Genomic DNA, 25,111 nt, shown 5'->3' with positions numbered 1-25,111 from the left:
GAAAAGTGTAGATGCAATCGCTTACGCTCTGTATAATGCCGCGGCAATATTTATTAACCTCCCAGGTGAGATATTGCCCATGCTACGTATCGCAAAAGAAGCCCTGACGTTTGACGACGTCCTCCTCGTTCCCGCTCATTCTACCGTTCTGCCGAACACGGCTGATCTTGGCACCCAGCTGACTAAAACTATTCGTCTGAACATTCCTATGCTCTCTGCGGCAATGGATACCGTGACTGAAGCGCGCCTTGCAATTGCACTGGCACAGGAAGGCGGCATCGGTTTTATCCACAAAAACATGTCCATTGAGCGCCAGGCAGAAGAAGTTCGCCGCGTGAAGAAACACGAATCCGGCGTCGTAACCGACCCGCAGACCGTTCTGCCAACCACCACCCTGCACGAAGTTAAAGCGCTGACCGAGCGTAACGGCTTCGCAGGCTATCCGGTTGTGACCGAAGAAAACGAACTGGTCGGTATCATTACCGGTCGTGACGTTCGCTTCGTGACCGATCTGAACCAGCCGGTGAGCGTATACATGACGCCGAAAGATCGCCTGGTGACCGTTCGCGAAGGTGAAGCACGTGACGTGGTGTTTGCAAAAATGCACGAACGCCGCGTAGAAAAAGCGCTGGTTGTTGATTCCAGCTTCCACCTGCTGGGCATGATCACCGTTAAAGACTTCAAAAAAGCCGAGCGTAAACCTAACGCATGTAAAGATGAGCAGGGCCGTCTGCGCGTTGGCGCGGCAGTAGGTGCTGGCGCTGGCAACGAAGAGCGCGTTGATGCGCTGGTTGCCGCAGGCGTTGACGTGCTGCTGATTGACTCTTCTCACGGCCACTCTGAAGGCGTTCTGCAGCGTATCCGTGAAACTCGTGCTAAATACCCTGATCTGCAAATCATCGGCGGTAACGTGGCAACTGGCGCTGGTGCTCGTGCTCTGGCTGAAGCTGGCTGCAGCGCGGTGAAAGTGGGTATCGGTCCTGGCTCCATCTGTACGACCCGTATCGTTACCGGCGTGGGTGTTCCACAGATCACTGCCGTTTCCGACGCGGTTGAAGCGCTGGAAGGTACCGGCATTCCAGTTATCGCCGATGGCGGTATTCGTTTCTCTGGTGATATCGCGAAAGCCATCGCTGCTGGCGCTGCTGTCGTGATGGTTGGTTCTATGCTGGCCGGTACCGAAGAATCCCCGGGTGAAATCGAACTTTACCAGGGCCGTTCTTACAAATCTTACCGTGGGATGGGTTCTCTGGGCGCGATGTCTAAAGGTTCTTCCGACCGTTACTTCCAGAGCGATAACGCCGCAGACAAACTGGTACCAGAAGGTATCGAAGGTCGCGTTGCGTACAAAGGTCGCCTGAAAGAGATCATTCACCAGCAGATGGGCGGCCTGCGCTCCTGTATGGGTCTGACCGGCTGTGGTACCATTGACGAGCTGCGTACGAAAGCTGAATTCGTTCGCATCAGCGGTGCGGGTATCCAGGAAAGCCACGTTCACGATGTGACCATCACCAAAGAGTCCCCGAACTACCGCATGGGCTCCTGATAAGTTTCCGCGCCCGGTTTTAACCGGGCGTTTTGTTATTGTTTCACTTGCCTCGGAATTAACGTCAAATGACTGATAATATTCATAAACATCGCATTCTTATCCTTGATTTCGGATCGCAGTACACGCAGCTAGTGGCACGTCGCGTACGTGAACTGGGCGTCTACTGTGAACTGTGGGCATGGGATGTTACTGAAGCACAAATCCGTGAGTTCAATCCGAGCGGTATCATTCTCTCCGGCGGCCCGGAAAGCACCACCGAAGACAATAGCCCGCGCGCACCAGAATACGTCTTCGAAGCCGGTGTACCGGTCTTCGGCGTATGCTACGGCATGCAGACCATGGCAATGCAGCTGGGCGGCCACGTAGAAAGTTCTAACGAACGCGAGTTTGGCTACGCCCAGGTTGAAGTGAAAACCGACAGCGCGCTGGTTCGTGGTATCGAAGATGCACTGACCGCAGACGGCAAACCGCTGCTGGACGTATGGATGAGCCACGGCGATAAAGTCACCGCTATTCCTGCTGACTTCGTCACCGTTGCCAGCACAGAGAGCTGCCCGTTCGCCATTATGGCTAACGAAGAAAAACGCTTCTACGGCGTGCAGTTCCACCCGGAAGTGACCCACACTCGCCAGGGCCTGCGCATGCTTGAGCGTTTTGTTCGCGATATCTGCCAGTGCGAAGCGCTGTGGACCGCGGACAAAATTATCGAAGATGCGATTGTGCGCATCCGCGAGCAGGTGGGTGATGACAAAGTGATCCTCGGCCTGTCCGGTGGCGTTGACTCCTCCGTGACCGCGATGCTGCTGCACCGCGCCATCGGCAAAAACCTGACCTGCGTCTTCGTTGATAACGGTCTGCTGCGTCTGAATGAAGCTCAGCAGGTTATGGACATGTTCGGCGACCACTTCGGCCTCAACATCGTTCACGTGGAAGGCGAAAAACGTTTCCTCGACGCGCTGGCGGGTGAAAACGATCCGGAAGCTAAACGTAAAATCATCGGTCGCGTATTCGTTGAAGTATTCGACGAAGAAGCACTGAAGCTGCAAGACGTGAAATGGCTGGCGCAGGGCACTATCTATCCTGACGTTATCGAGTCTGCCGCTTCCGCCACCGGTAAAGCACACGTCATCAAATCTCACCACAACGTGGGCGGCCTGCCGAAAGAGATGAAGATGGGCCTGGTTGAACCGCTGCGTGAGCTGTTCAAAGATGAAGTGCGTAAAATTGGTCTGGAACTGGGCCTGCCGTACGACATGCTGTACCGTCACCCGTTCCCGGGTCCAGGTCTGGGCGTACGCGTGCTGGGCGAAGTGAAGAAAGAGTACTGCGACCTGCTGCGTCGTGCGGACGCTATCTTCATCGAAGAACTGCACAAAGCCGACCTGTACAACAAAGTGAGCCAGGCGTTCACCGTATTCCTGCCGGTTCGTTCCGTGGGTGTGATGGGCGATGGCCGTAAGTATGACTGGGTTGTTTCCCTGCGTGCTGTCGAAACCATCGACTTTATGACCGCACACTGGGCGCACCTGCCGTACGACTTCCTGGGACGCGTATCCAACCGCATCATCAATGAAGTGAACGGTATCTCGCGTGTCGTTTATGACATCAGCGGTAAGCCACCGGCTACCATTGAGTGGGAATAATTTCCCCTTTATGTTAGCGCTAAAAACCCTCTGCTGAGCAGAGGGTTTTTTTATGGCAATCTTTTGTCCCGATGGCTAATCGACTAACTGAAGTTGGGTGGGTACTTTGGCGGTAATGTTTTCGACGCGAACGTCCATTTGCGGATACGGTAAGGAGATATGGTTGGCGTCCAGCGCCTCTTTGATTTTTTCCAGCATGTCGTAGTAGGTGTTCCAGTATTCAGCATTGGGTACCCACACGCGAACATAGAAGTTCAGCGATGAAGGGGCAAGCTCCCCCAAACGAACAACAAAACCGCGCTTTTGGTCGATACGACTGTCCTGCTCAATAATACTGGTAATCACTCTTTTTACATCGGCAATCCGACTGTGGTAGCCGACGCCGATGACCAGATCGATACGGCGCATTGGGTGGCGAGAGTAGTTGATGATATTGTCGGCGATAATCTTACCGTTAGGGATCACCACCGATTTACTGTCGCCAGTGAGTAAGGTGGTTGAAAAGATATGCACTTTTTCAACCGTCCCTATTATGAGCCCAATTTGTATGATTTCACCTGCGCGGAATGGGCGCAAGGAAACCAGCATGACACCTGCGGCAAAGTTAGACAACGAGCTTTGCAATGCCAGGCCAATAGCCAGGCCTGCGGCACCAATCACGGCAATAATTGATGATGTTTCAATGCCGATGCGGCCCAACGCGGCGACGGTAAAAAATGCGAGCGTGATATAGCGGACCAGCGCGGTAAAAAATTGCACGATGGTGATATCGACGCTTCGCCTTAAAAGCAGTTTCTCCAGTGTATGTGCGAGCAGGCGAGAAACAAATTTACCGGCGAACAACAAAATGATAGCGGCCACGATACTCCAGCCAAACTGGACGACTGTGTCACCGTGCTCAAAAAGCCACTCAATACTGCTTCTTATTTTAGGGAATAATGCAAAGCCGCTCATGGTATTACCTTGCTGGATTTAAAAATACTATATAAACATTCAAGTAAAAATTAATCGCCATATGCAAAATAATAATACACATGCCGTTTATATTTTTAATTGTGATGGGTTAACGGCTTTTATAGCCATATTTTTCATGCGTAATGAAAGCCGCATAAAAAATTCGCCAAATGGTGCGGCGAAGTGAAAATGAAAGATTGTGTAATTGTGCGGGCGGCGGGGTAATTGAGCGATATGTCCGAATGCGTATTGGAAAAGTGAACAAGGAAACTTAAATCCCTTACCGGATGGTTAAATGTCGGTCGATTAGCCATCCGGTAAGGAATCTTGAAACAGAAGATATTGCAGGAGCGTAAAGACGATTAGCGATCGTTGGTCTGTACTGCGGGAGTCTGCTGCGAAAGGCTGCTTTGCTGGGATTCTTTTTTGTCCTGGTGGTGATGCCACGCACCGATGGAGGAGTAGACGAAACGTCCGAAGAAGAAGATCAAACTGATAAGCAGTACGATTCGGATCATGCGACTGTTAAATCGGTGTCGTTTTCGTAGGCTGGTAACCTGGCTCACAAAGGGGTCCTTTAGCAATACCCATACACGGGCGATTGCTACATTAAGGCACAGAGTGGCGTGAGGGTCAATTGCATTGAATGTAAAAAACCGTCAGAGTAAACATTAATTAATGTTATATAAGATATTATACGTATTCACAAACCTGAAAATATACTTGAATTTGTCCATTGAAAAGTAATTTATTAATTAGATGTGCATGCTTTTTTGATGTATATCAAGTTTCATTCGGAACTGCTCACTAAAATACTGCGCCTGACCCGCGGATTACTCATTTCGCGGAATTTTAAGCCAGGTTGGATGCCTGTCTAAAAATACCCAGCAGGATTTGGGGTATCCGTTGAGCATCTATGATCTTCTGTAAATGGTATAAGCAATATCGCGATTGTTGGTGGGGACTGCCCCTGATACTGCCGCTTCTGGTATTGCCAATAATTAAATTTGCTAATACTTACACCTATGTTGGTGACGGTAAGGCTTACCTTTATTATCTACCATTGCCTTTCTTGCTGAGCATCATGTTATTTTTTGGCTGGAAAGCGCTGCCGGGGATCATTGCGGGTATTGCCTGCTATCTGACGCGCGACCTGCTTGCTGCTGAAGAAGTCGGCCTCACGCTACAGTTTCTTATTCCAACGCTGGTGGCATGGGGCGGGTATCAGTATTTCACCGGCGGACGAAAAATGGTGTCGTACGGTGACACCCGCCTGATGGCGCACCGACTGTTCTGGCAGATGTTTGTCCCCGCCTCGTTGTTTATGTTCCTGATACAGATAACGCTGTATATCGGCATCTATCCCAGCCTCAGTGAGGCTCAACTAGCCTCACCGTTGACGCAGCGTAATTTGATTAACTACCAGGCGCTGCTGATGGGGTATCTCACCGGCGTACCGCTGTGCTATTTGTTGATCCGCACTATCCGCAATCCCTATTATATTCGCAGCTTTATCTCCCAGATTCGTCGCGATTTCGACCCTAAGGTCAAATGGCCGGAGATGGTGGTGTGGGGAGCCGTAGTGCTGGGGATATTCTCCATGCTGATGATGCCGCTGGATAAAGCCAGCACCATTTTCAATACCAACTACACCATTTCCTTGCTGTTGCCGGTGATGCTGTGGGGCTCAATGCGCTTTGGCTATCGGTTTATTTCCGTCATCTGGACGCTGATGCTGATTGTGGCCATTCATTACCATTTTCGCTACGTGCCACATACGGCAGGGTATAGCGTTCAGCTGGCAATTACCTCATCTAGCTTCCTGGTGTTCTCGTTTATCATTGCCTATCTGGCGATGCTCTCCAGCCGTCAGCGCGCTATCCACGAGCGGGTACGACGTATGGCCTTTATCGACCCGGTGGTGAATTTGCCGAATATGCGTGCTTTGAACCGGGCGATTAGCAAAGCGCCGTGGTCGGTACTGTGTTTCCTGCGCATGCCGGATCTTGAGATCCTGGCACGCCATTACGGCATTATGCTGCGCATCAACTATAAGCAAAATCTGGCGGAATACCTGCGGGAGGTTTTGCGCCCGGGGGAGGATGTGTATCAGTTGACCGGTAGTGATTTAGCCGTACAGCTGTATACAGAGTCCTACAAGGAGCGCATTGATGAACTTTATACGCGTCTGAAGATGTTCCGCTACAGCTGGAATGGAATGCCGCTCCAGCCGCAAATCGGCTTAAGCTATTGCTACATCCAATCACCTATCGCGCACCTTCCGTTGTTGTTGGGAGAACTGAATACGGTGGCCGAACTGTCGTTAGTGACCGATCGCCCGGAAAACATGCAGCGGCGCGGCGCACAGCACCTGCAGCAGGAGTTGAAGGGTAAGATTGCGATGATGGTTCGCGTCCAACAGGCGCTGGAAAACGATCGCTTCTGTCTGATGGCGCAGCCAATCGTCGGTATTCGCGGCGATGACTACCATGAAGTCCTGCTGAGAATGCTCGATGATGAGGGTGAACTGATCTCACCGGCGCTATTTTTACCGGTCGCCCACGAATTTGGCATGGCATCACGTATCGACCTTTGGGTGCTTGAACATACATTGCGCTTTATGGCCAGCCGGCGAGAAAGCCACCCTGGAATGCGTCTGGCAGTGAATTTATCACCGTCGACTGCCAGCGGGCTCGGTTTTGCGCGCAAGGTCGAATCGCTGCTCAGTGAACACGGTATTGAGGCGTGGCAACTGGTGTTTGAGATTACAGAAAGCCATTCGTTGGTTAACGTGGAGCAGGCGCGACAAACGCTGCGTGAACTGCAGGAGCTCGGGTGTCGGGTGGCGATTGATGATTTTGGCACCGGCTATGCCAGCTATGCGCGCTTAAAGCACATCAGCGCGGACATCCTCAAAATTGATGGCAGCTTTATCCGTAATATTGCGACCAGCAGTCTCGACTACCAGATTGTCTCATCTATCTGTCATCTGGCGCGGATGAAGAAAATGCGTGTGGTGGCGGAATACGTTGAAAATGAAGAAATTCGCACGGCGGCGATTGCGCTAGGTATTGATTATCTGCAGGGATATGCGATTGGTAAGCCAGCCCCACTTGAGGAGCTGGCAGTACCTAAAACTAAGGCTAAAGCATCAGGCGGCGGCGACCTCGTCGGGCGCACTCTCCTCGGTGATTTTTAGTAACCAGCCGGTGACGCTCTCCCAATACTGCTGCTCTTTCTCCAGATCGAGCAACGCCAGCGCGTTCTGGGAAAACCAGTCGTATGGGAAACAGAGCGTCCAGTGGTTGGCCTCAGTCGTCAGCTTCAGCGTTGGCGGCGTTGTGGTTGCCTGACGCTGGTTATTCAATAGTACGCCAAGACGCAGCAACTGAATCATCGGCAGGAACTGCTTCTTCTTAAACAGCGTGAAGCGCGGTAGTTCATCCAGCTTAATGGCTTTACGGTGGAAGCGTACCAAGGTTGCCATCAGATACTGCTGTTCCTGGTTAAAGCCCGGCAGGTCGCTGTTTTGCAGGATGTAGGCCGAATGGCGATGCATTCCGCTGTGGTTAATGTTCAGCCCCACTTCATGCAGCATAGACGCCCACTTCAATAGCGCGGTCAGCTGTGGATTTCCAAGCTTCGGATTCTGCTCCAGCCACTGGTCGTACATTTGCATTGTCGTTTCCAGGACGCGCTGCGCCTGTTCGCGATCGATGTTGTACTGGTTTGCCAGACTTTGCGCGGTGCGGCTACGGACGTCCTGATGGCGGAAACGGCCTTCCATTTCATACAGTACGCCTTCGCGCAGCGCACCGTCGGAAAGGCGAAGCTCTTTGATCCCCAGCGCGTCAAACACGCCGCAGAGAATTGCCAGCCCCGGAACGAACACGTATTTACGCTCTTCAGAAAGCCCAGGCAGGCTCAACGAGTTGAAGTTTTTGCTCTTCAGGACCTCTTCAACCAGCATTTCGAGGCGCTCAGGAGTGATAAAACCGTCTTTCTCGCCCATTTCCAGCAGCACTTCATGCGCAGCTTTAATTGTACCAGACGCCCCCATTGCCACGTTCCAGCCCTGAATACGGTACTGCCACGCCAGCGTTTCCAGCTTCTGCACGGCCGCAAGGCGGGCGCGCTGGAAGTTTTCCCGGTTGATAGTGCCCGCAAGGAAGAACTGCTGGCCGAAGCTCACGCAGCCCATGCGGCGACTTTCGACCAGCATCGGTTCAAAATCTTCACCAATCACCAGCTCGGTGGAACCGCCGCCGATATCAATCACCAGCTTGCGGCCTTTCTCCGGCTGCGTGTGCTCTACGCCCATAAAAATCAGACGCGCTTCTTCGTTGCCGGAGATAATTTCAATCGGGTAGGGGATAACCTTTTCCGCACGCTTCAAAAAATCGGTGGCGTTCACCGCCTGACGTAACGAGTGCGTACCGACGATACAGACGCTGGAAGGGGAAAAGCCCTGCAGTCGCTCTGCGAACAGCGACAGGCAGCTTAGCCCGCGTTCCATGGCATCTTCGCTTAGCATGTTGTTTTCATCCAGGCCGTCGGCCAGATGCACACGCTGCTTCAGACGGCCAATAATCTGCATTGCGCCATCAACAACGCGCGCGATGACCATATGAAAACTGTTTGAACCAAGATCAACCGCCGCAAACTCCTGCGGCCGGGGTGCTTTGCTTTTTATTGGCATAGGTTAGTCAGGCTGTTCAAGTGATTTGAGATAATCGTAGATCGCCTGCTGCGCGCGGACTTTGCGTCGGTTTCCGCGTGGAACATAGCGATTACTCAGTTCTTTATCGACATAACGGGCTTTCACCGTGTCGCTAAACAGGATATCGATAATATCGAGGATCCGCTGTTTGAGACGCGGGTCGAGCAGTGGCGTCGCGACTTCAATACGGTAATCGATATTACGGGTCATCCAGTCCGCTGAGGAAAGGTAGACGCGTTTATCGCCGCCGTTATCAAAAATATAGATCCTATCGTGCTCAAGGAAACGGTCGACGATGCTGATCACTCGAATATTATCGCTGATTCCTTCTAATTCTGGAATCAGGGAGCACATTCCGCGGATCAGGAGATTCACCTGCACGCCGGAGCTGGATGCCGCATACAAACGATCGACCAGCCCTTTATCCACCAGATTGTTGAGTTTAAGCGTAATGCCAGACGGTAATCCGTTCTGGGCGTTGGCAATTTCCTGGTCGATCATCTTGTACAGCAGACGACGGGAGTTTTGCGGCGACACCAGCAGGTAGTCGAAGCTCACCGGGCGGTAAGGGTTTTCGATAAAGTTAAATACCCGACGTACTTCATTGGTGATACGTGCGTCGGCGGTAATCAGCGAATAGTCGGTGTAAATACGCGCGGTTTTTTCGTTGAAGTTACCGGTACCGATGTGGGCATAGCGCACCACTTCCTCACCTTCTTTACGCGAAATCAGGAACAGTTTGGCGTGAATTTTCAGGCCAGGGGCCGAGAAGATAACGTGCACGCCCGCCTCGGTGAGGCGCTTTGCCCAATGGATGTTTGCCGCTTCGTCAAAACGCGCCTGCAGTTCGACCACCACGGTGACTTTCTTACCGTTATGGGCGGCGTGAATCATGGCATCAATAATTCTCGAGTCTTTGGCGACGCGGTAAATATTGATTTTGATGGCCAACACGTTGGGATCGAACGAGGCCTGGCGCAGCAGCTCCAGCACGTGTTCAAAGGTGTGATACGGATAGTAGAGCAGCACATCGCGTTCGCGAATTGCATCAAACCCGTTGCGGAATTTATCGAACCAAACGTGGCGCAATCTCGGCATCGGTTTGTTGACCAGATTGGCTTTGCCGACGTTCGGGAAGCCAATAAAGTCTTTAAAGTTGTGATAGCGGCCGCCCGGAACGATGGAGTCATAGCGTGAGATAGTCAGCTTCTTACGCAGCATTTCGACCATGGCATCAGGCATATCGCGCTGATAGACGAAGCGCACCGGTTCGGCGGTCAGGCGCTGCTTGAGGCTGGAGGACATCAGCTCCATCAGGCTTGATTCCATTTCGTGCACCAGATCGTACTCGGCGTCACGGGTCATTTTCATCGAATAGGCGTTCAGCGCGTCATAGTCGAAGAAGCCTTTGAAGATATCGTCCAGGCAGTAACGCAGAATGTTATCCAGTAAGATCATCGGTTTACGACGACGCGGTGTTTCTGGCGGCAGATTGACGAAACGCGGTACTTTATCGGATGGAATTTCCAGCAGTGCATAGTTAATTTCATCGCCGCGAATGATTTCCACCGCTAAATAGGTGTAATCATCCTTCAGGAACTGCACCAGATCGGTTTCCCGGTTCAGCAGAATCGGGGTGATATGCTGGCGCAAATGCTGTTTGAAATAGTGGCGCAGCCAGCCTTGCTGGTTGGCGGAAAGCTGGCGTTCGTTAATCAGGAAGATTTGGTTGCGTGCCATCTCCAGCAGCAGCTCATTGTACAGACCATCAAACTCCTGATCGGCTTTCAGCACTCGCGCCTGAATCCGGGTCAGAAGATGGCGAGAATGCGTGGTCACGCCCTGTTCTTCGCTGATGATAATCCGTCGCTTCAGTTCGGCGAAGCGGACTTTATAGAACTCGTCGAGGTTGTTGGAGTAAATCCCCAGAAAACGCATACGCTCAATCAGCGGATTGCTTTTGTCTGCCGCTTCCTGGAGGACACGCTCGTTGAATGACAACCAGCTTAGTTCTTTTTCGATGTACAGTTTTTCCTGACCCATTACTACTCACACTCCGGTTTGTCCACGGGACGCGGCAAAGTCGTCTCACTGTTTATATTGCTAGCTTTGCCAGACGATGTCCAACTGTGTCAGCTAAGTATGACAGTAATCCTATTTCCCATAAGAAAATATTCATTATTCTTTTTGATATCTAAGTCTTTTTTACCGTTTGCGCTGACCCTAACCAGGTAGATTACAGGCATAAAAAAGAGGGCCGCAGTGGCCCTCTTTAAATTGTGCGCTGATGCGATATTACTCGTCCGCCGCGTAGCCTGCCGGAGGCAGCCTGACGCCATCAATCCAGGCATGATTGTCCTGCATTTTCAAACGTCCATCGAGGAACCAGCCCACCACTAGCGGGTAGATAGCATGTTCCTGAACCTGCACTCGTGAGGTAATTTCGTCTTCGTCGTCGCCGTCGAAAACCGGCACCTTGGCCTGTAAAATTACCGGCCCGCCATCCAGCTCTTCGGTCACGAAATGAACGGAAGTCCCGTGCTCGGCGTCGCCATTTTCCAGCGCCTGACGATGGGTGTTCAGACCCGGATATTTTGGCAGCAGGGACGGGTGAATATTGAGCAATTTCCCCTGATAGTGCTGAACGAAATCGGCGCTGAGAATACGCATATAACCCGCCAGCACCACAACATCGGGGGCATAGGCGTCGATTTCATGCATCAGCTCATGGTCAAACGCTTCCCGGCTGGCAAACTGGCTGGCGGCCAGCGCGTGCTGCGGGATACCCGCATCGCGCGCGCGCTCAAGGCCGAACGCATCGGCCTTATTGCTGAAAACCGCCCGAATGGTGCCATTAATCCTTTTTTGCTCGCAGGCGTCGATAATTGCCTGCAAGTTGCTGCCGTTGCCGGAAATCAGCACCACGATGTTTTTCATTTATTCGATGACCACACGCTGTTCGGAATCAGTGGCTTTGATATAGCCGATTTTCCACGCGTTTTCACCTTTTTCGTTCATCAGCGCAATTGCTTTGTCCGCCTGATCGGCAGCCAGTGCAATCACCATACCGACGCCGCAGTTAAAGGTGCGGTACATTTCATGACGGCTGACGTTACCGGCATCCTGCAGCCAGCTGAATACGGCTGGCCACTGCCAGGAGGATTCGTCGATGACAGCCTGGGTGTTATCCGGCAGAACGCGCGGAATGTTTTCCCAGAAGCCGCCGCCGGTCAGGTGGGCGATAGCATGGACGTCAACGCTCGCGATCAGTTCGAGAATAGACTTCACGTAGATGCGGGTTGGTGCCAGCAGATGGTCGGCCAGCGTTTTGCCTTCCAGCTGAGTCGTGTCCGGGTTGCAACCGCTCACTTCCAGAATTTTGCGAACCAGAGAGTAGCCGTTGGAATGCGGGCCGCTGGAGCCGAGGGCAATCAGCACGTCGCCGTCGGCAACTTTGCTGCCGTCGATGATTTCTGATTTTTCAACGACGCCAACGCAGAAGCCCGCGACGTCGTAATCTTCACCGTGGTACATCCCCGGCATTTCAGCCGTTTCACCGCCGACCAACGCGCAGCCGGACTGCAGGCAGCCTTCGGCGATACCGCTGATAACGCTAGCTGCGGTGTCAACGTCCAGTTTGCCAGTGGCATAGTAGTCGAGGAAGAACAGCGGCTCGGCGCCCTGAACCACCAGGTCGTTAACGCACATGGCGACCAGATCGATACCGATAGTATCGTGACGCTTTAAATCCATCGCTAAGCGTAATTTTGTGCCAACGCCGTCAGTGCCTGAAACCAGCACCGGTTCGCGATATTTTTGCGGCAGTGCGCACAATGCACCGAATCCACCTAATCCACCCATCACTTCCGGACGGCGAGTTTTCTTCACCACCCCTTTGATACGGTCAACCAGAGCGTTTCCTGCGTCAATATCAACACCGGCATCTTTATAGCTGAGAGAGGTTTTGTCGGTCACTGCTAAGTCTCCACGCGTTTGCGTTAGCAAGAAAAATCGGCGCAATTCTATCAGTCCAGGCAAACGTTTGCGAGCCTATTCTGCACCCATTTTTTAACACCTGATTTTTCCACCTATTCAGCAATTAAATTGGTTGAATATGATACTGCTCACGAAAATGAAACCGGGTACATCCTTGTCCTTGCATCCATTGTGCATAATCCACATCATATGACTGAAACCGGTTTCTGTTTTTTGTTACAGATAACCGAACAAGAGATTTAAACGCAGCCAGAAGGGATGAATGGAATGAAAATCGCTGCTTTTGATATTGGTGGTACGGCATTAAAAATGGGCGTGGTGGATAGCAACGGTGAACTGCTGGAAAAAGGAAAACAGCCCATCAGCAATAGCGACGGTGAGCAAATTCTTTCAGCCATTGAAGCCTGGATTGCTGCACATCCTCAGTGTACCGGTATAGCGATAAGCGCACCGGGCTACGTTAACCCGCACACCGGCTATATCGAGATGGGCGGTGCTATTCGTCGGTTCGACAACTTCGCGATTAAGGACTGGCTTGAGGAGCGCTGTGGTTTACCCGTCGCCATCGAGAATGATGCGAACTGCGTACTGCTGGCCGAGCGTTGGCAGGGGAAAGCGACAGAGATGGCGAATTTCCTGGTGCTGACTATCGGTACCGGCATCGGCGGCGCGATTTTCTGTAATAACCAACTGGTGCACGGTGCGCGTTTTCGCGCCGGTGAATTTGGCTATATGCAAACTTCACGCCCCGGCGGTCGCGATGTGCGCCGCTACACCATGAATGAAAACTGCACGCTGCGCGTTCTGCGCTATCGCTACGCGCAGCACCTGGGCAAACCGCTGGATGCGGTCACCGGTGAAGAGATCTTCGATGGCTTTGACGCAGGAGATGCCGTTTGCCAGCGGCTGGTTGCAGAGTTCTTCAACGGACTTGGCACCGGGCTCTATAACCTGGTCAATCTGTTCGACCCACAAACCATTCTCATCGGCGGCGGCATCGTTGAACGCCCCGGTTTTCTGGCGCTGATGCGTGAGCATCTGGCCTGGTTCGGCATCGCCGACTACATCGATACGGTCAGCCACGGTAATGACGCCGGGCTGATTGGCGCGGTTTACCATTTCAATCAGCAATACTCGCAGCGATAATTTACTGATTAACGAGGGAAAGATATGTCTGGATTTAAAGCTGGGTTTCTCTGGGGCGGCGCGGTAGCTGCACATCAACTGGAAGGTGGCTGGAAAGAGGGCGGTAAGGGCGCAAGCGTCGCGGATGTGATGACCGCCGGTGCGCACGGCGTACCACGTGAAATTACCGACGGTGTACTGCCGGGGAAAAACTACCCAAACCACGAAGCCATTGATTTCTATCATCGCTATAAAGACGATCTGCAACTGTTCGCTGAGATGGGTTATAAATGCTTCCGTACTTCTATTGCCTGGACGCGTATTTTCCCTAACGGCGACGAGCTGACGCCGAACGAAGCGGGCCTGCAGTTCTATGATAATTTGTTTGATGAGTGCCTGAAGTTAGGCATTGAGCCGGTCATTACCCTGTCGCACTTTGAGATGCCGTATCATTTGGTGACCGAATACGGCGGCTGGCGTAACCGTAAGCTGATTGAGTTCTTCGTCCGCTTTGCGAAAGTGGTGTTTACTCGCTACCAGCACAAAGTGAAGTACTGGATGACGTTCAACGAAATCAACAACCAGGCTAACTTCCACGAGGACTTTGCCCCGTTCACCAACTCTGGCCTGAAGTATCTGCCGGGTGAAGACCGCGAGCCGGTGATGTATCAAGCGGCACACTACGAGCTGGTGGCGAGCGCCCTGGCGGTGAAAGCGGCACGTGAGATTAACCCTGCGCTGCAGGTGGGCTGTATGATTGCGATGTGCCCAATCTATCCGCTGTCCTGTGCGCCAAACGATATGATGATGGCGATGAACGCCATGCATCGCCGTTACTGGTTCACTGACGTACACGTGCGTGGCAAATACCCGCAGCATCTGCTGAACTACTTTGAGCGTCGCGGCTTTGAACTGGATATCACCGACGAAGACCGTCAGGCGCTGACCCAGGGTTGCGTCGACTATATTGGCTTTAGCTATTACATGTCGTTTGCGACCAAAGCCACGCCGGATAACCCGCAGCTGGACTACGATGAAACCACCAGCCTTGTTTCCAACCCGTATGTGCAGAAGTCTGACTGGGGCTGGCAGATTGACCCAGTCGGCCTGCGCTATTCATTGAACTGGTTCTATGACCACTATCAGCTGCCGCTGTTTATCGTCGAAAACGGCTTTGGTGCCATCGACGTGCAGGAAAAAGACGGCACGGTGAATGACCAATATCGTATCGATTACCTTGCGGCACACATTGCCGAAATGAAGAAAGCGGTTGTCGAAGATGGCGTGGATCTGATGGGCTATACCCCGTGGGGCTGTATTGACCTGGTTTCCGCCGGTACCGGTGAGATGAAAAAACGTTACGGCTTTATCTATGTGGATAAAGATAACGAAGGTAACGGCACGCTGGCCCGCAGTCGTAAAAAATCTTTTGCCTGGTATCAACAGGTGATTGCGACCAACGGCAGCGAGCTTTAACTAGCTGAATATAAAAAATAAAACCCCGCTTGTCGGGGTTTATTTTTATCCTGACTTATACTGTCAGCAGTTCCATTCACCGCTTTGCTTGATCCTGGTCAATCAACATGGGTATGGCGCAATCAAAAAAAAGCGGTATAATCCGGCGATTTTTTTTGTGGCTGACCCATTCAAAGGAGAAAGAGAATGAAGATTGTGGAAGTTAAACACCCACTCGTCAAACACAAGCTGGGCCTGATGCGCGAGAACGACATCAGCACCAAACGCTTCCGTGAACTCGCCTCCGAAGTCGGCAGCCTGCTGACTTATGAAGCCACCGCCGGTCTGGAAACGGAAAAAGTAACTATCGAAGGCTGGAACGGCCCGGTAGAAATTGACCAGATTAAAGGCAAGAAAATTACCGTTGTGCCAATCCTGCGTGCAGGCCTGGGCATGATGGACGGCGTGCTGGAAAACGTACCGAGCGCGCGTATTAGCGTTGTCGGCATGTATCGTGACGAAGAGACGCTGGAGCCAGTACCTTACTTCCAGAAGCTGGTTTCCAACATTGATGAGCGCATGGCGCTGATCGTCGACCCAATGCTGGCTACCGGCGGTTCCGTTATCGCCACCATCGACCTGCTGAAAAAAGCGGGCTGCTCCAGCATTAAAGTGCTGGTCCTGGTTGCTGCACCGGAAGGTATTGCGGCGCTGGAAAAAGCGCACCCGGACATCGAGCTGTACACTGCGTCAATTGACCAGGGCCTCAACGAGCACGGATACATTATTCCGGGACTCGGCGATGCCGGCGATAAGATTTTTGGTACCAAGTAAACGAAAAATAAAAAAGAGCCGACTTTGAAAGTCGGCTTTTTTTTGAATAAAAACAACTGGGCTAACAACACAACAGAGGAAAAACACCATGACGCGCCGTGCCATTGGGGTAAGTGAAAGACCGCCGCTTTTACAAACTATCCCGCTTAGCTTGCAGCATTTATTTGCCATGTTTGGCGCAACCGTGCTGGTGCCGGTTCTGTTCCACATTAACCCGGCCACCGTGCTGCTGTTCAACGGCCTCGGGACGCTGCTGTATCTCTTCATCTGCAAAGGTAAAATTCCGGCTTATCTGGGCTCCAGCTTTGCCTTTATTTCTCCGGTGCTGCTGCTGTTACCGCTGGGCTACGAAGTGGCGCTGGGCGGTTTTATCATGTGCGGCGTGCTGTTTTGCATCGTCTCCTTTATTGTCAAGAAAGCCGGTACCAGCTGGCTTGACGTAATGTTCCCTCCGGCGGCAATGGGCGCAATCGTTGCCGTTATCGGTCTGGAACTGGCGGGCGTCGCGGCAAATATGGCAGGCCTGCTGCCACCGGACGGTCAATCTGCGGACTCCAAAACCATCATCATTTCACTGGTGACGTTGGGCGTTACCGTGTTTGGCTCCGTCTTGTTCCGTGGCTTCCTGGCGATTATCCCGATTCTTATCGGGGTTCTGGTTGGTTATGCGCTCTCATTTGTGATGGGTGTTGTTGATACCACGCCGATTGCCGAAGCACACTGGTTCGCGCTGCCAACCTTCTACACTCCGCGCTTTGAATGGTTTGCTATCTTCACCATTCTGCCTGCGGCGCTGGTGGTGATTGCCGAACACGTCGGCCACCTGGTGGTGACGGCGAATATCGTGAAGAAAGATCTGATTCGTGACCCGGGCCTGCATCGCTCGATGTTTGCGAACGGCCTGTCGACCGTGATTTCCGGCTTCTTCGGCTCTACGCCGAACACCACCTACGGTGAGAACATCGGCGTGATGGCGATTACCCGCGTGTACAGTACCTGGGTTATCGGTGGTGCGGCGATTATCGCGATTCTGCTCTCCTGCGTTGGCAAGCTGGCGGCAGCCATTCAGATAATCCCTCTGCCGGTGATGGGCGGTGTTTCTCTGCTGCTGTACGGGGTAATCGGTGCATCCGGTATTCGCGTACTGATCGAGTCCAAAGTGGATTACAGCAAAGCGCAGAACCTGATCCTGACCTCCGTTATCCTGATTATCGGCGTGAGCGGCGCGAAGGTACACATTGGTGCCGCTGAACTCAAAGGGATGGCGCTGGCAACTATTGTCGGGATCTGCCTGAGCCTGGTGTTCAAACTGATTAGCGTACTGCGCCCGGAAGAGGTGGTGCTGGACGCTGAAGATAGCGATCAAACTACCCATTGATCCTAAAGCCGGGCGGGATCGCCGCCCGGTTCTCTCCCCGCTTATTTCTGTGGTAAACTCAGCGGGTTTTTTCGTAAGCCCATGTTGAGGTCTCTCTGAACGCACCGGCACAGCTCTCTTTGCCACTTTATCTTCCCGATGATGAAACTTTCGCAAGTTTCTGGCCGGGCGATAACCCCTCTTTACTTGCTGCCGTGCAAAACGTGCTGCGGCAGGAACATAGCGGATACATCTATATCTGGTCGCGCGAAGGTGCTGGCCGCAGCCATTTGCTGCATGCCGCCTGCGCCGAACTGTCTCAGCGCGGTGATGCGGTAGGCTACGTGCCGCTGGATAAGCGCACCTGGTTTGTACCGGAAGTTCTCGATGGGATGGAACAGCTTTCACTGGTTTGTATCGACAACATCGAATGTGTTGCCGGGGATGAACTGTGGGAGATGGCGATCTTCAATCTGTATAACCGAATTCTCGAGTCGGGCAATACGCGGTTATTGATAACCGGCGATCGCCCACCTCGGCAGCTTAATCTGGGCCTGCCGGATCTGGCTTCACGTCTGGACTGGGGGCAGATCTACAAACTTCAGCCGCTCTCAGATGAAGATAAACTACAGGCGTTGCAGCTCCGCGCGCGTCTGCGGGGTTTTGAGATGCCGGAAGACGTTTGCCGCTTCCTGCTTAAACGCCTCGATCGTGAAATGCGTACGCTGTTCTTAACGCTCGATCAGCTCGATCACGCCTCGATAACCGCTCAGCGCAAGCTAACGATCCCGTTTGTGAAAGAGATCCTTAAGCTCTAACCAACAAAAAGGCCTGATAGACGTAGTGTCATCAGGCCTTTTGTCGTAACGCGAAACGTTATTCTTCAATCGCCAAATCATTCAGCAGATGTTGCATTAACAGCGGAATCGGCCTGCCTGACGCCACGCTTTTCCCACCTTCGCGCCACAGCGCCGTGCCGCTGACATCAAGATGCGCCCACGGAATATGGGCCGGGCAGAAGTGATGCAGTAACCAAGCCGCAGAAGCGCTGATAGCGGCGTTGTTGGTCGGCGTGTTGCACAAATCAGCAATCGCGCTTTCGGTTTGCTTTTTCATGCGCGCATCCAGCGGCAGGGACCAGACTTCATCTCCGCTCTGCTCACCGGCGACGGTCAGAGCGCTACGCAGCGCGTTGTCCTGAGTCATCAACCCACTCAACTCGTAGCCCAGCGCCTTGACGACGGCACCGGTCAGGGTAGCCAAATCGATAATATAGCGTGTGTGCTCATGGCGCTGACTGGCCCAGGCGATGGCATCTGACAGAACCAGCCGGCCTTCGGCATCGGTGTTGTTGATCTCTACCGTCATACCGTTACAAGCGCGGGCCACGCTGCCCGGCTGCATGGCGTCAGGCCCGATGGCATTTTCCGCCAGTGCCAGCACGCCCATGACGCGCACCGACAGCTTCAGCTCGGCGATGCTCAGCATCAGCCCAAGCACGTTGGCCGCGCCGCACATGTCGTATTTCATGGTGTACATGCCAGCACCTTCTTTCAGCCACAGCCCGCCGGTATCGAAGGTAATACCTTTACCGACATAGCTGCGTACCGGGCCGCTGCTGGCGCCGTCATAGTGAATCGCCAGCAGGCGAGGAGGGCGGCTGGCACCTTTACCCACCGCATGCAGCAGGCCAAGACCCTGCTCAACGATGGCCCGTTCATCCAGCACTTCGCAGCGCAGATTTGGGAAGGCGGCGCACAGGCGCTGGGCTTCTTCTACCACAAACTGCGGCGTGCACTGTTCCGATGGGATATCCGCCAGCCGACGCGCGGCAACCATCCCGTTGGCGATGGCCTGCTGCTGAGCGAACAATACCTCCAGCCGCGAAGCATCGCTGCCCGCGCAGTAAGCGTTGACGCAACGCAGAATTACACCGCGGTCACTCACGGTTTTCAGCCCCAAATCAGTTAATTTGTGCGCCTGATTGAAGAGAAAACGCAGGTTTTTTGCCAGCACAGTGTCATCAATATCGCTACAGTCCAGCAGCACCTCATTGCAGACCGGGGCAGAAAACAGGGGACGCAGATACGTCAGCAGTGAGTCGGTCAGACTGTCCTGCCAGGCGCTGAGCGGAATGAGGGTGATGCGAGCGAATGGCCCGCAGCCGAAGCGGGTATCTGCGAGTTTGCCGTGTTCGGCTAGCGTAGTCATTTCCGCAATGAGCGGATTATCCTGCAACAGGTTTTCCTTTAGCAGAGGGCTGCCGGGAAAAGTAATGAGGTGGCCCTGCGCCAGTTCGCTGGAAAGCGTCGTGAATAGACGGTAGTTAATCATCATTTACTCCTCGATGGGCGCGCGGATGCGGTCGGCATAGGCCTGCATCCAGGCATCGTCCACCGGCTGGTAGTGGGTTTTCTCTTTGATGCGTTCGGCGCGGAACACCGTCAGCGGCTGGGTCGCGGTCGCCACCACAAAAGAGAAGGTTTTGATATTGGTGGCTGCGCCAAACTCGCCTTTGCGGTTCATACAGACGACGGACAGGTCGCCTGCGCGACCAAAGCGCGACATCAGCTTATCTTCCAGCTCGTACACCACCGAATCGGCCGCCTGCTGCGGGGTCATTCCCTGCTCCATACGGCGGACGATTTCATAGCTGGTGCAGCCTTTCATCAGGTCTTCACCGACGCCGGTCGCCGTTGCCGCGCCAATTTCGCTGTCGCAGTAGAAGCCGGAACCGATGATGGGTGAGTCGCCAATGCGCCCGCGCTTTTTCATAAACAGGCCGCTGGTGGAGGTTGCCACGCTCATCGAACCTTGCTTATCCAGCGCGATGACGCCAACGGTGTCATGACCGTCGTACGGACTGAGCCCTTTATCCAGCGTTTCGCGGCAGCGTTTGCGGTAGTGCTGCATCGCGCGCTCGGTGAGCATTTTTTTATCGCTAAACCCCTGGCTTAGCGCCCATTCGCGTGCGCCCTGGCCGACCAGCAGCGAGTTGTAGCGCTGGCGGCCCAGCGCGTGGGCCACTTTTACCGGGTTGGCGATATCCACCAGATTGCCCACCGCGCCGAAGGCCAGCGTATCGCCGTCCATCCAGGCGGCATCCAGTTCGACTTCGCCGTTCTCGGTGGGCAGGCCGCCGTAGCCCACCGATTTGTAGAATGGAAAATCTTCTACGGCGACTACGGCATCCACTACCGAGGTCGTCGCTTTATTCCCGCTAGCCAGCGCCGTGGCTGATTCGCTAACCCCTTCCAGCGCCATACGCCAGGTTGCAATTATTCCCCACATCACTTACTCCTGTTTTGCTAGCGTATTAGATCCCTGAGTTTCACTTATTTCTGCACTGCGGTACTGCTTGTCGAGGATGCGCATAAACGGCAGATAGAGCATCGCGCCAATCAGCAGGTTCAGTATTTGCATCACGCTCCCGGAAATATGCCCGGTGACGATGAAGCCGCTGATGACCGGCGGCAGCGTCCATGGAATAAACACCCCGGTAGTCACCGCGACCATGCCAATTTTCATTGCCACATACTGAATCGTCACCAGGACCAGCGGCACCAGGTTGAACGGGATCAGCATAATAGGGTTCATAATAACCGGCAGGCCGAAAAGCACCGGTTCGTTGATGTTAAAGACCGATGCCCCAGCCCCAAGCCGCGCCACTTCACGCATACTTTTACTACGGGCAAAAATCAGCATCGCGATAACCAGCGACAGCGTTGCACCGGCACCGCCCATCCAGATCATGTCGAAGAACTGCTCGGTAATGATATGTGGCGGGGTAACACCGGCCTGAATGGCAGCGATGTTGTCGGTCTGGTTTTCCATCCACAGTGGGCGAATGATGCCGTTGACCATTGAGCCGGAGTTAATGCCCACCGACCACAGAATGGTGATGCTGAAGACCGTCATCAGCGCGCCGAAATAGGAGGTGCCGAAGTGGCGAACCGGCGTTGCAACCACGTCATAAATAAACTGGTGGATGGTCTGATAGTGAGTGTTTTCAAAACCGATGCGGATAGCCAGCACCAGAATCATTACCACTAACGCCGGGAGCAGCGCGGCGAAAGACTCCTGCACCGCAGGCGGCACGCCTTCTGGCATCTTGATAACCAGCTTTTTGCGCTTCAGCCAGCAGAACAGCTCGGTCCACAGCAGCGAACCAATCATGGCAACAAATAGACCTTTGGTGCCAATCCATTCGACCGGCATCACGGTGATGCCGCCGTTTTCGGCGACTTTGATAAACGGCGTCAGTATTAAGAAGCTGACCAGTGCCAGGATGCCGCATGAGAGGCGATCGCTCTCGTAGTGTTCGGCCAGGCGGTAGGCAACGAGGAAGCTGATAAACAGTGACATGGTGGAGAACACCGCGTTAAACGGGATCTCGATGATGGCACTCCAGTTGGCACCAAAGTAGTGAGACATAAACTGCTGATAGGTCTGATTCGGGAACGACGAAATGACCAGCAGAATGGAACCCACGATAATGAAAGGCATGAAGGAGACATATGCGCCGCGAATGGCACCGAGATGACGCTGCTGTGCGGTTTTCGCGGCAATCGGCATCAATTTCTCTTCTAAAAATCCCAGAACATTGTTCATTGTGAACTCCGTATAAGATTAACGGACATTGTGTGTGTTATGTAATAGAAAACGACGAAGGGATTATTGAAGAAAACCGAAAGCGGAAAGGTGAAACGGGTCACATCGTATCGACTTAATATATGTAAATCTCATATGATTAGTCACGAAAAACGAAAGGATATCTATGGAAATTAAGCTGCACGCCAACGCCACGACGACGCCTAGAGTCAGGAAATATCTGCAGGAGTCGGATAAGAGCGACCGTGAACTGGCGCGTGAGCTGGGAATTTCGGTAACGACGGTACGCCGCTGGCGAAATCGGGAGCAGACGGCGGATCGGAGTACCACTCCCGTTGTTGTACACAAAGCGATGAGACAAGAGCAGGTTGTATTGATTAACGCTTTACGGGAAATACTCCGGGCTCCGCTGGACGATCTGCTGTTTATGGTGGTGGAGGGGCTTGAGATCCCGCTGTCCCGCGCAACGTTAAATCGCTATCTGAAGCCTTCGTATCAGCGGGGTGCCGGTGAGGTGCTGTGCGGCAAAAAAGCGCTAAAGGCGGGAGCCAAAGCGCAGTCGTTGACGCTGCACTACCGTTTTTTATCGCTGCACATGGATGACGATGGCGACCACCATTTACTGTGGGCGCAGGAGCCGATTAGCGGTTGGTGCTATGCGCGCGTCTATTCCGGTATGTCTTCTTCCCTGGTGGTGAATTGGCTGGATGAGATATTGGCGCAGTTCCCGGGTGATATCCAATCTGTTGAGATACAAACAGACGAGTGGTTGAACGAGGGGCTGGTGAATGCGCTCAGTCATCGGTTGCGCGAGAGGGGGATTTCCGGGCGCACGACGCAGGCGGTAAATAAGCGATTAGCGGTTCAGGTGATGCTGCCGCTGGCAGAGATTATTCCCGCCGCTCGGATTTGCACGCCGGATGAGCTGGTCACCAGGCTGTGTTCAATTTTTAATCGCGGAAAGGAACAGAAAAAACTGGGGAATATGACGCCGCAGGCTTTTTTGGAAGCGCTGCGGCCTTAATGGAAACTAGCGAACAATTTCCAGTACTTGTTCCGGTGGACGACCAATTCGCGCCTGACCGTTGCTCACGACAATCGGGCGCTCAATCAGCTTTGGATTGTCTATCATCGCCTGGATTAATGCCTCTTCAGTAAGCTGGCTGTCACTAAGATTAAGCGCTTTATAAAGATCTTCTTTCTGGCGCATCAGTTCGCGAGCGCTGGTCATGCCCAGCATTTTTAGCAGCTTGCGCAGCGCGGCGGCATCCGGCGGTGTCTCCAGATAGAGCACCACGCTTGGCTCGATGCCGTTGTCCTTCAACAGGCTTAAGGTCTCACGGCTTTTTGAGCAGCGCGGGTTATGGTAGATGGTGACCGAATCCGTCATAGTCTCTCCTGTTACATTTTCTGATAAGGGCGGAAGCGCTCTTGCAACTGGCGCAACTGGTCAATGCGGGCATCGTAGCGCGCCTGCTCCAGGCTGCGTAGCTTAACCTGCGCGCTGGCAGCGCTGAGTAGCGAAATGGCCTGATCGAGCCTTCCTACCAGCGCCATATTTTCGGCGCGAGCGGCTAACTCCTGGTCGCGATTACCCAGCTTGTTTTCCACCTGGGCTAGCAGGTCCCAGCCGTTAGTATCTTCTTTATAGTTAAAGGTGTAGCGGTTCAGTATGGTCGCAGCTTCCCCTGGCTGACCGGCTTCGAGCAGGGCATTGGCGAGGTTCAATTGCAATACCGGGTTGGTACGTAGCTCGCGGGCATTCTTCAAGCGATTGACGGCTTCCGTCGCTTTGTTCTGGCCGAGGTCGATATCGGTGGCGAGATCCAGATACCAGGCGTTTTGCGGCTCGGCGCTGAGCAGCGGCTGTAGCTGTTTGCTGGCGTCCGCGTAGTTTTTGGCTTCCATCGCCAGCAGTGCCCGTCCGTACTGGGTGGCATGCTGCTCGCGGATATTACCTTTCGACCAGCTGTCGAGAAGGTCGGTGCCGAGCTGATTTTTGCCGGAATTATACATGCCGAGCGTACGCGCTTTGGCGAAGTAGAAATCGGCAGAGGACTGCACCACCACCGGACGCATCTGGTTGGCGCGGTTACGCGCATCCGACAGACGACTCTCCGGCAGGGGGTGGGTTAACAGCATTTCCGGCGGGCGCGAAGAGTAGCGAGACTGATCGAGCAGTTTTTCCATAAAGGCCGGCATGGCCTGCGGATCAAAGCCCGAACGCTGCAATACCTGAATACCAATGCGGTCGGCTTCTTCTTCGTTCTGACGGGTAAAACTGATGATGCCCTGTTGGGTACCTGCAAGCGTACCGCTCAGCGCCGCCATACCGGCCTGCGGGCTGGCCATTGCTAATAGAATAGAGCCTAGCGCGCCGACCCACGTAAGCGGGGCGTTACGTTTCTGGTCTTCCATCGCGCGTGCCAGATGACGCTGGGTCACGTGCGAGATTTCGTGCGCCATTACCGACGCCAGCTGGCTTTCCGTATCCGAGTAGCGGAATAGGGCGGAGTGAAGCACCACGTTACCGCCAAAGAAGGCGAAGGCGTTAATGTCGTCGTTATTGATCAGATAGAAATGAAATGGCGTACGGACTGAAAAGGCGTGCGATACCAGCCGCATGCCTAGCGAATTAATGTATTGAACCAGCAGCGGGTCGTTAATTAGCGGCGCGCTTCCGCGCAGTTGTCGAACATAGTAATCCCCCATTTGCATCTCCTGACCGATGGAGAGCGTACTTCCTGCGGACGTGCCCATATCCGGCAGATTGTCCGCAGAGTCCGCAAATGCAGGGGCTATCTGACCGAGTGCAAGCGTCGCAATAAGGGATGCCAACAGCGTTTTTTTCAACTGCCTGAACATAA

Annotated in this window: 20 protein-coding genes; 9 read left to right on the top strand and 11 right to left on the bottom strand. The window is 53.4% G+C overall.

All coding sequences use genetic code 11. The features are described from left to right. The first annotated feature begins 79 nt into the window (after window positions 1-79). The gene (gene guaB / locus LZ634_RS03570) at window positions 80-1,546 is read left to right on the top strand and encodes an IMP dehydrogenase (RefSeq protein WP_234502380.1); all 1,467 of its coding nucleotides are present in this window, start codon (window positions 80-82) and stop codon (window positions 1,544-1,546) included. Between the two features lie 68 nt (window positions 1,547-1,614). Next, window positions 1,615-3,192 carry a glutamine-hydrolyzing GMP synthase gene (gene guaA / locus LZ634_RS03565; protein WP_234502379.1) on the top strand — a complete coding sequence of 526 codons (1,578 nt, stop codon included), beginning with the start codon at window positions 1,615-1,617 and terminating at the stop codon, window positions 3,190-3,192. A gap of 75 nt (window positions 3,193-3,267) precedes the next feature. On the opposite strand, the gene mscS is transcribed toward guaA, so the two are convergent. Continuing rightward, window positions 3,268-4,146: a small-conductance mechanosensitive channel MscS gene (gene mscS / locus LZ634_RS03560; protein ID WP_234502378.1), complete on the bottom strand. Its 879-nt coding sequence runs from the start codon at window positions 4,144-4,146 to the stop codon at window positions 3,268-3,270. 362 nt (window positions 4,147-4,508) lie between these two features. Beyond that, a complete protein-coding gene (locus LZ634_RS03555; protein ID WP_234502377.1) occupies window positions 4,509-4,712 on the bottom strand; it encodes a YfgG family protein in 204 nt (67 codons plus the stop codon). A 350-nt stretch (window positions 4,713-5,062) separates the two neighbouring features. On the opposite strand from LZ634_RS03555, the gene LZ634_RS03550 reads away from it, so the two are divergent. After that, on the top strand, window positions 5,063-7,345 hold the full coding sequence (locus LZ634_RS03550) for an EAL domain-containing protein (RefSeq protein WP_234502376.1): 2,283 nt from the start codon (window positions 5,063-5,065) through the stop codon (window positions 7,343-7,345). Here the strand turns inward: LZ634_RS03550 and ppx are convergent. The 4 genes from ppx to purM form a co-directional block, all read right to left on the bottom strand. Further along, window positions 7,298-8,845, bottom strand: coding sequence for an exopolyphosphatase (gene ppx, locus LZ634_RS03545; RefSeq protein WP_234502375.1), 1,548 nt, complete (start codon window positions 8,843-8,845; stop codon window positions 7,298-7,300). The genes LZ634_RS03550 and ppx overlap by 48 nt on opposite strands. 3 nt (window positions 8,846-8,848) lie before the next feature. Continuing rightward, window positions 8,849-10,909, bottom strand: a complete 2,061-nt coding sequence (gene ppk1 / locus LZ634_RS03540; protein WP_234502374.1) for a polyphosphate kinase 1 — start codon at window positions 10,907-10,909, stop codon at window positions 8,849-8,851. Between the two features lie 252 nt (window positions 10,910-11,161). Further along, complete coding sequence (gene purN, locus LZ634_RS03535) at window positions 11,162-11,803, bottom strand: phosphoribosylglycinamide formyltransferase (RefSeq protein WP_234502373.1); 642 nt, start codon at window positions 11,801-11,803, stop codon at window positions 11,162-11,164. Beyond that, window positions 11,804-12,841, bottom strand: a complete 1,038-nt coding sequence (purM, locus tag LZ634_RS03530; RefSeq protein ID WP_234502372.1) for a phosphoribosylformylglycinamidine cyclo-ligase — start codon at window positions 12,839-12,841, stop codon at window positions 11,804-11,806. Window positions 12,842-13,129: 288 nt separating this feature from the next. Between purM and bglK the strand changes: the two genes are divergently transcribed. The 5 genes from bglK to LZ634_RS03505 all read left to right on the top strand — a co-directional run bounded on the left by bglK (window position 13,130) and on the right by LZ634_RS03505 (window position 18,451). Next, the gene (gene bglK / locus LZ634_RS03525) at window positions 13,130-14,008 is read left to right on the top strand and encodes a beta-glucoside kinase BglK (RefSeq protein WP_234502371.1); all 879 of its coding nucleotides are present in this window, start codon (window positions 13,130-13,132) and stop codon (window positions 14,006-14,008) included. Between the two features lie 24 nt (window positions 14,009-14,032). Further along, on the top strand, window positions 14,033-15,463 hold the full coding sequence (locus LZ634_RS03520; protein ID WP_234502370.1) for a 6-phospho-beta-glucosidase: 1,431 nt from the start codon (window positions 14,033-14,035) through the stop codon (window positions 15,461-15,463). Window positions 15,464-15,649: 186 nt separating this feature from the next. Continuing rightward, window positions 15,650-16,276, top strand: coding sequence for a uracil phosphoribosyltransferase (upp, locus tag LZ634_RS03515; RefSeq protein WP_035891452.1), 627 nt, complete (start codon window positions 15,650-15,652; stop codon window positions 16,274-16,276). 88 nt (window positions 16,277-16,364) lie between these two features. Then, the gene (gene uraA / locus LZ634_RS03510; RefSeq protein WP_234502369.1) at window positions 16,365-17,654 is read left to right on the top strand and encodes a uracil permease; all 1,290 of its coding nucleotides are present in this window, start codon (window positions 16,365-16,367) and stop codon (window positions 17,652-17,654) included. 95 nt (window positions 17,655-17,749) lie between these two features. Beyond that, entirely contained in the window at window positions 17,750-18,451 is a 702-nt protein-coding gene (locus LZ634_RS03505) for a DnaA inactivator Hda (RefSeq protein WP_072129040.1), read from the top strand. A gap of 58 nt (window positions 18,452-18,509) precedes the next feature. Here LZ634_RS03505 and LZ634_RS03500 read toward each other — a convergent pair whose 3' ends face one another. Genes LZ634_RS03500 through celB form a run of 3 tightly spaced genes read right to left on the bottom strand, consistent with a single transcriptional unit; the run spans window position 18,510 to window position 22,244 of the window. Next, entirely contained in the window at window positions 18,510-19,967 is a 1,458-nt protein-coding gene (locus tag LZ634_RS03500) for a leucyl aminopeptidase family protein (protein WP_234502535.1), read from the bottom strand. A 3-nt stretch (window positions 19,968-19,970) separates the two neighbouring features. Continuing rightward, window positions 19,971-20,924 (bottom strand): N(4)-(beta-N-acetylglucosaminyl)-L-asparaginase, encoded by a 954-nt coding sequence (locus LZ634_RS03495; protein ID WP_234502368.1) that lies wholly within the window; start codon window positions 20,922-20,924, stop codon window positions 19,971-19,973. A gap of 3 nt (window positions 20,925-20,927) precedes the next feature. Further along, window positions 20,928-22,244: a PTS cellobiose transporter subunit IIC gene (gene celB / locus LZ634_RS03490; protein WP_234502367.1), complete on the bottom strand. Its 1,317-nt coding sequence runs from the start codon at window positions 22,242-22,244 to the stop codon at window positions 20,928-20,930. A gap of 166 nt (window positions 22,245-22,410) precedes the next feature. On the opposite strand from celB, the gene LZ634_RS03485 reads away from it, so the two are divergent. Beyond that, window positions 22,411-23,268 (top strand): helix-turn-helix domain-containing protein, encoded by an 858-nt coding sequence (locus LZ634_RS03485; RefSeq protein WP_234502366.1) that lies wholly within the window; start codon window positions 22,411-22,413, stop codon window positions 23,266-23,268. Between the two features lie 6 nt (window positions 23,269-23,274). Here LZ634_RS03485 and arsC read toward each other — a convergent pair whose 3' ends face one another. Both arsC and bepA read right to left on the bottom strand, forming a co-directional pair. Beyond that, a complete protein-coding gene (gene arsC, locus LZ634_RS03480; protein ID WP_234502365.1) occupies window positions 23,275-23,634 on the bottom strand; it encodes an arsenate reductase (glutaredoxin) in 360 nt (119 codons plus the stop codon). Window positions 23,635-23,645: 11 nt separating this feature from the next. Further along, window positions 23,646-25,109: a beta-barrel assembly-enhancing protease gene (bepA, locus tag LZ634_RS03475; RefSeq protein ID WP_234502364.1), complete on the bottom strand. Its 1,464-nt coding sequence runs from the start codon at window positions 25,107-25,109 to the stop codon at window positions 23,646-23,648. Between the last annotated feature and the right edge of the window lie 2 nt (window positions 25,110-25,111).

It is taken from the genome of Kluyvera intermedia (assembly GCF_021440345.1).
Taxonomy (GTDB): domain Bacteria; phylum Pseudomonadota; class Gammaproteobacteria; order Enterobacterales; family Enterobacteriaceae; genus Kluyvera; species Kluyvera intermedia_A.
Note: the sequence above shows the minus strand (reverse complement) of the source record. Positions and strands in the feature narration are given on the sequence as shown.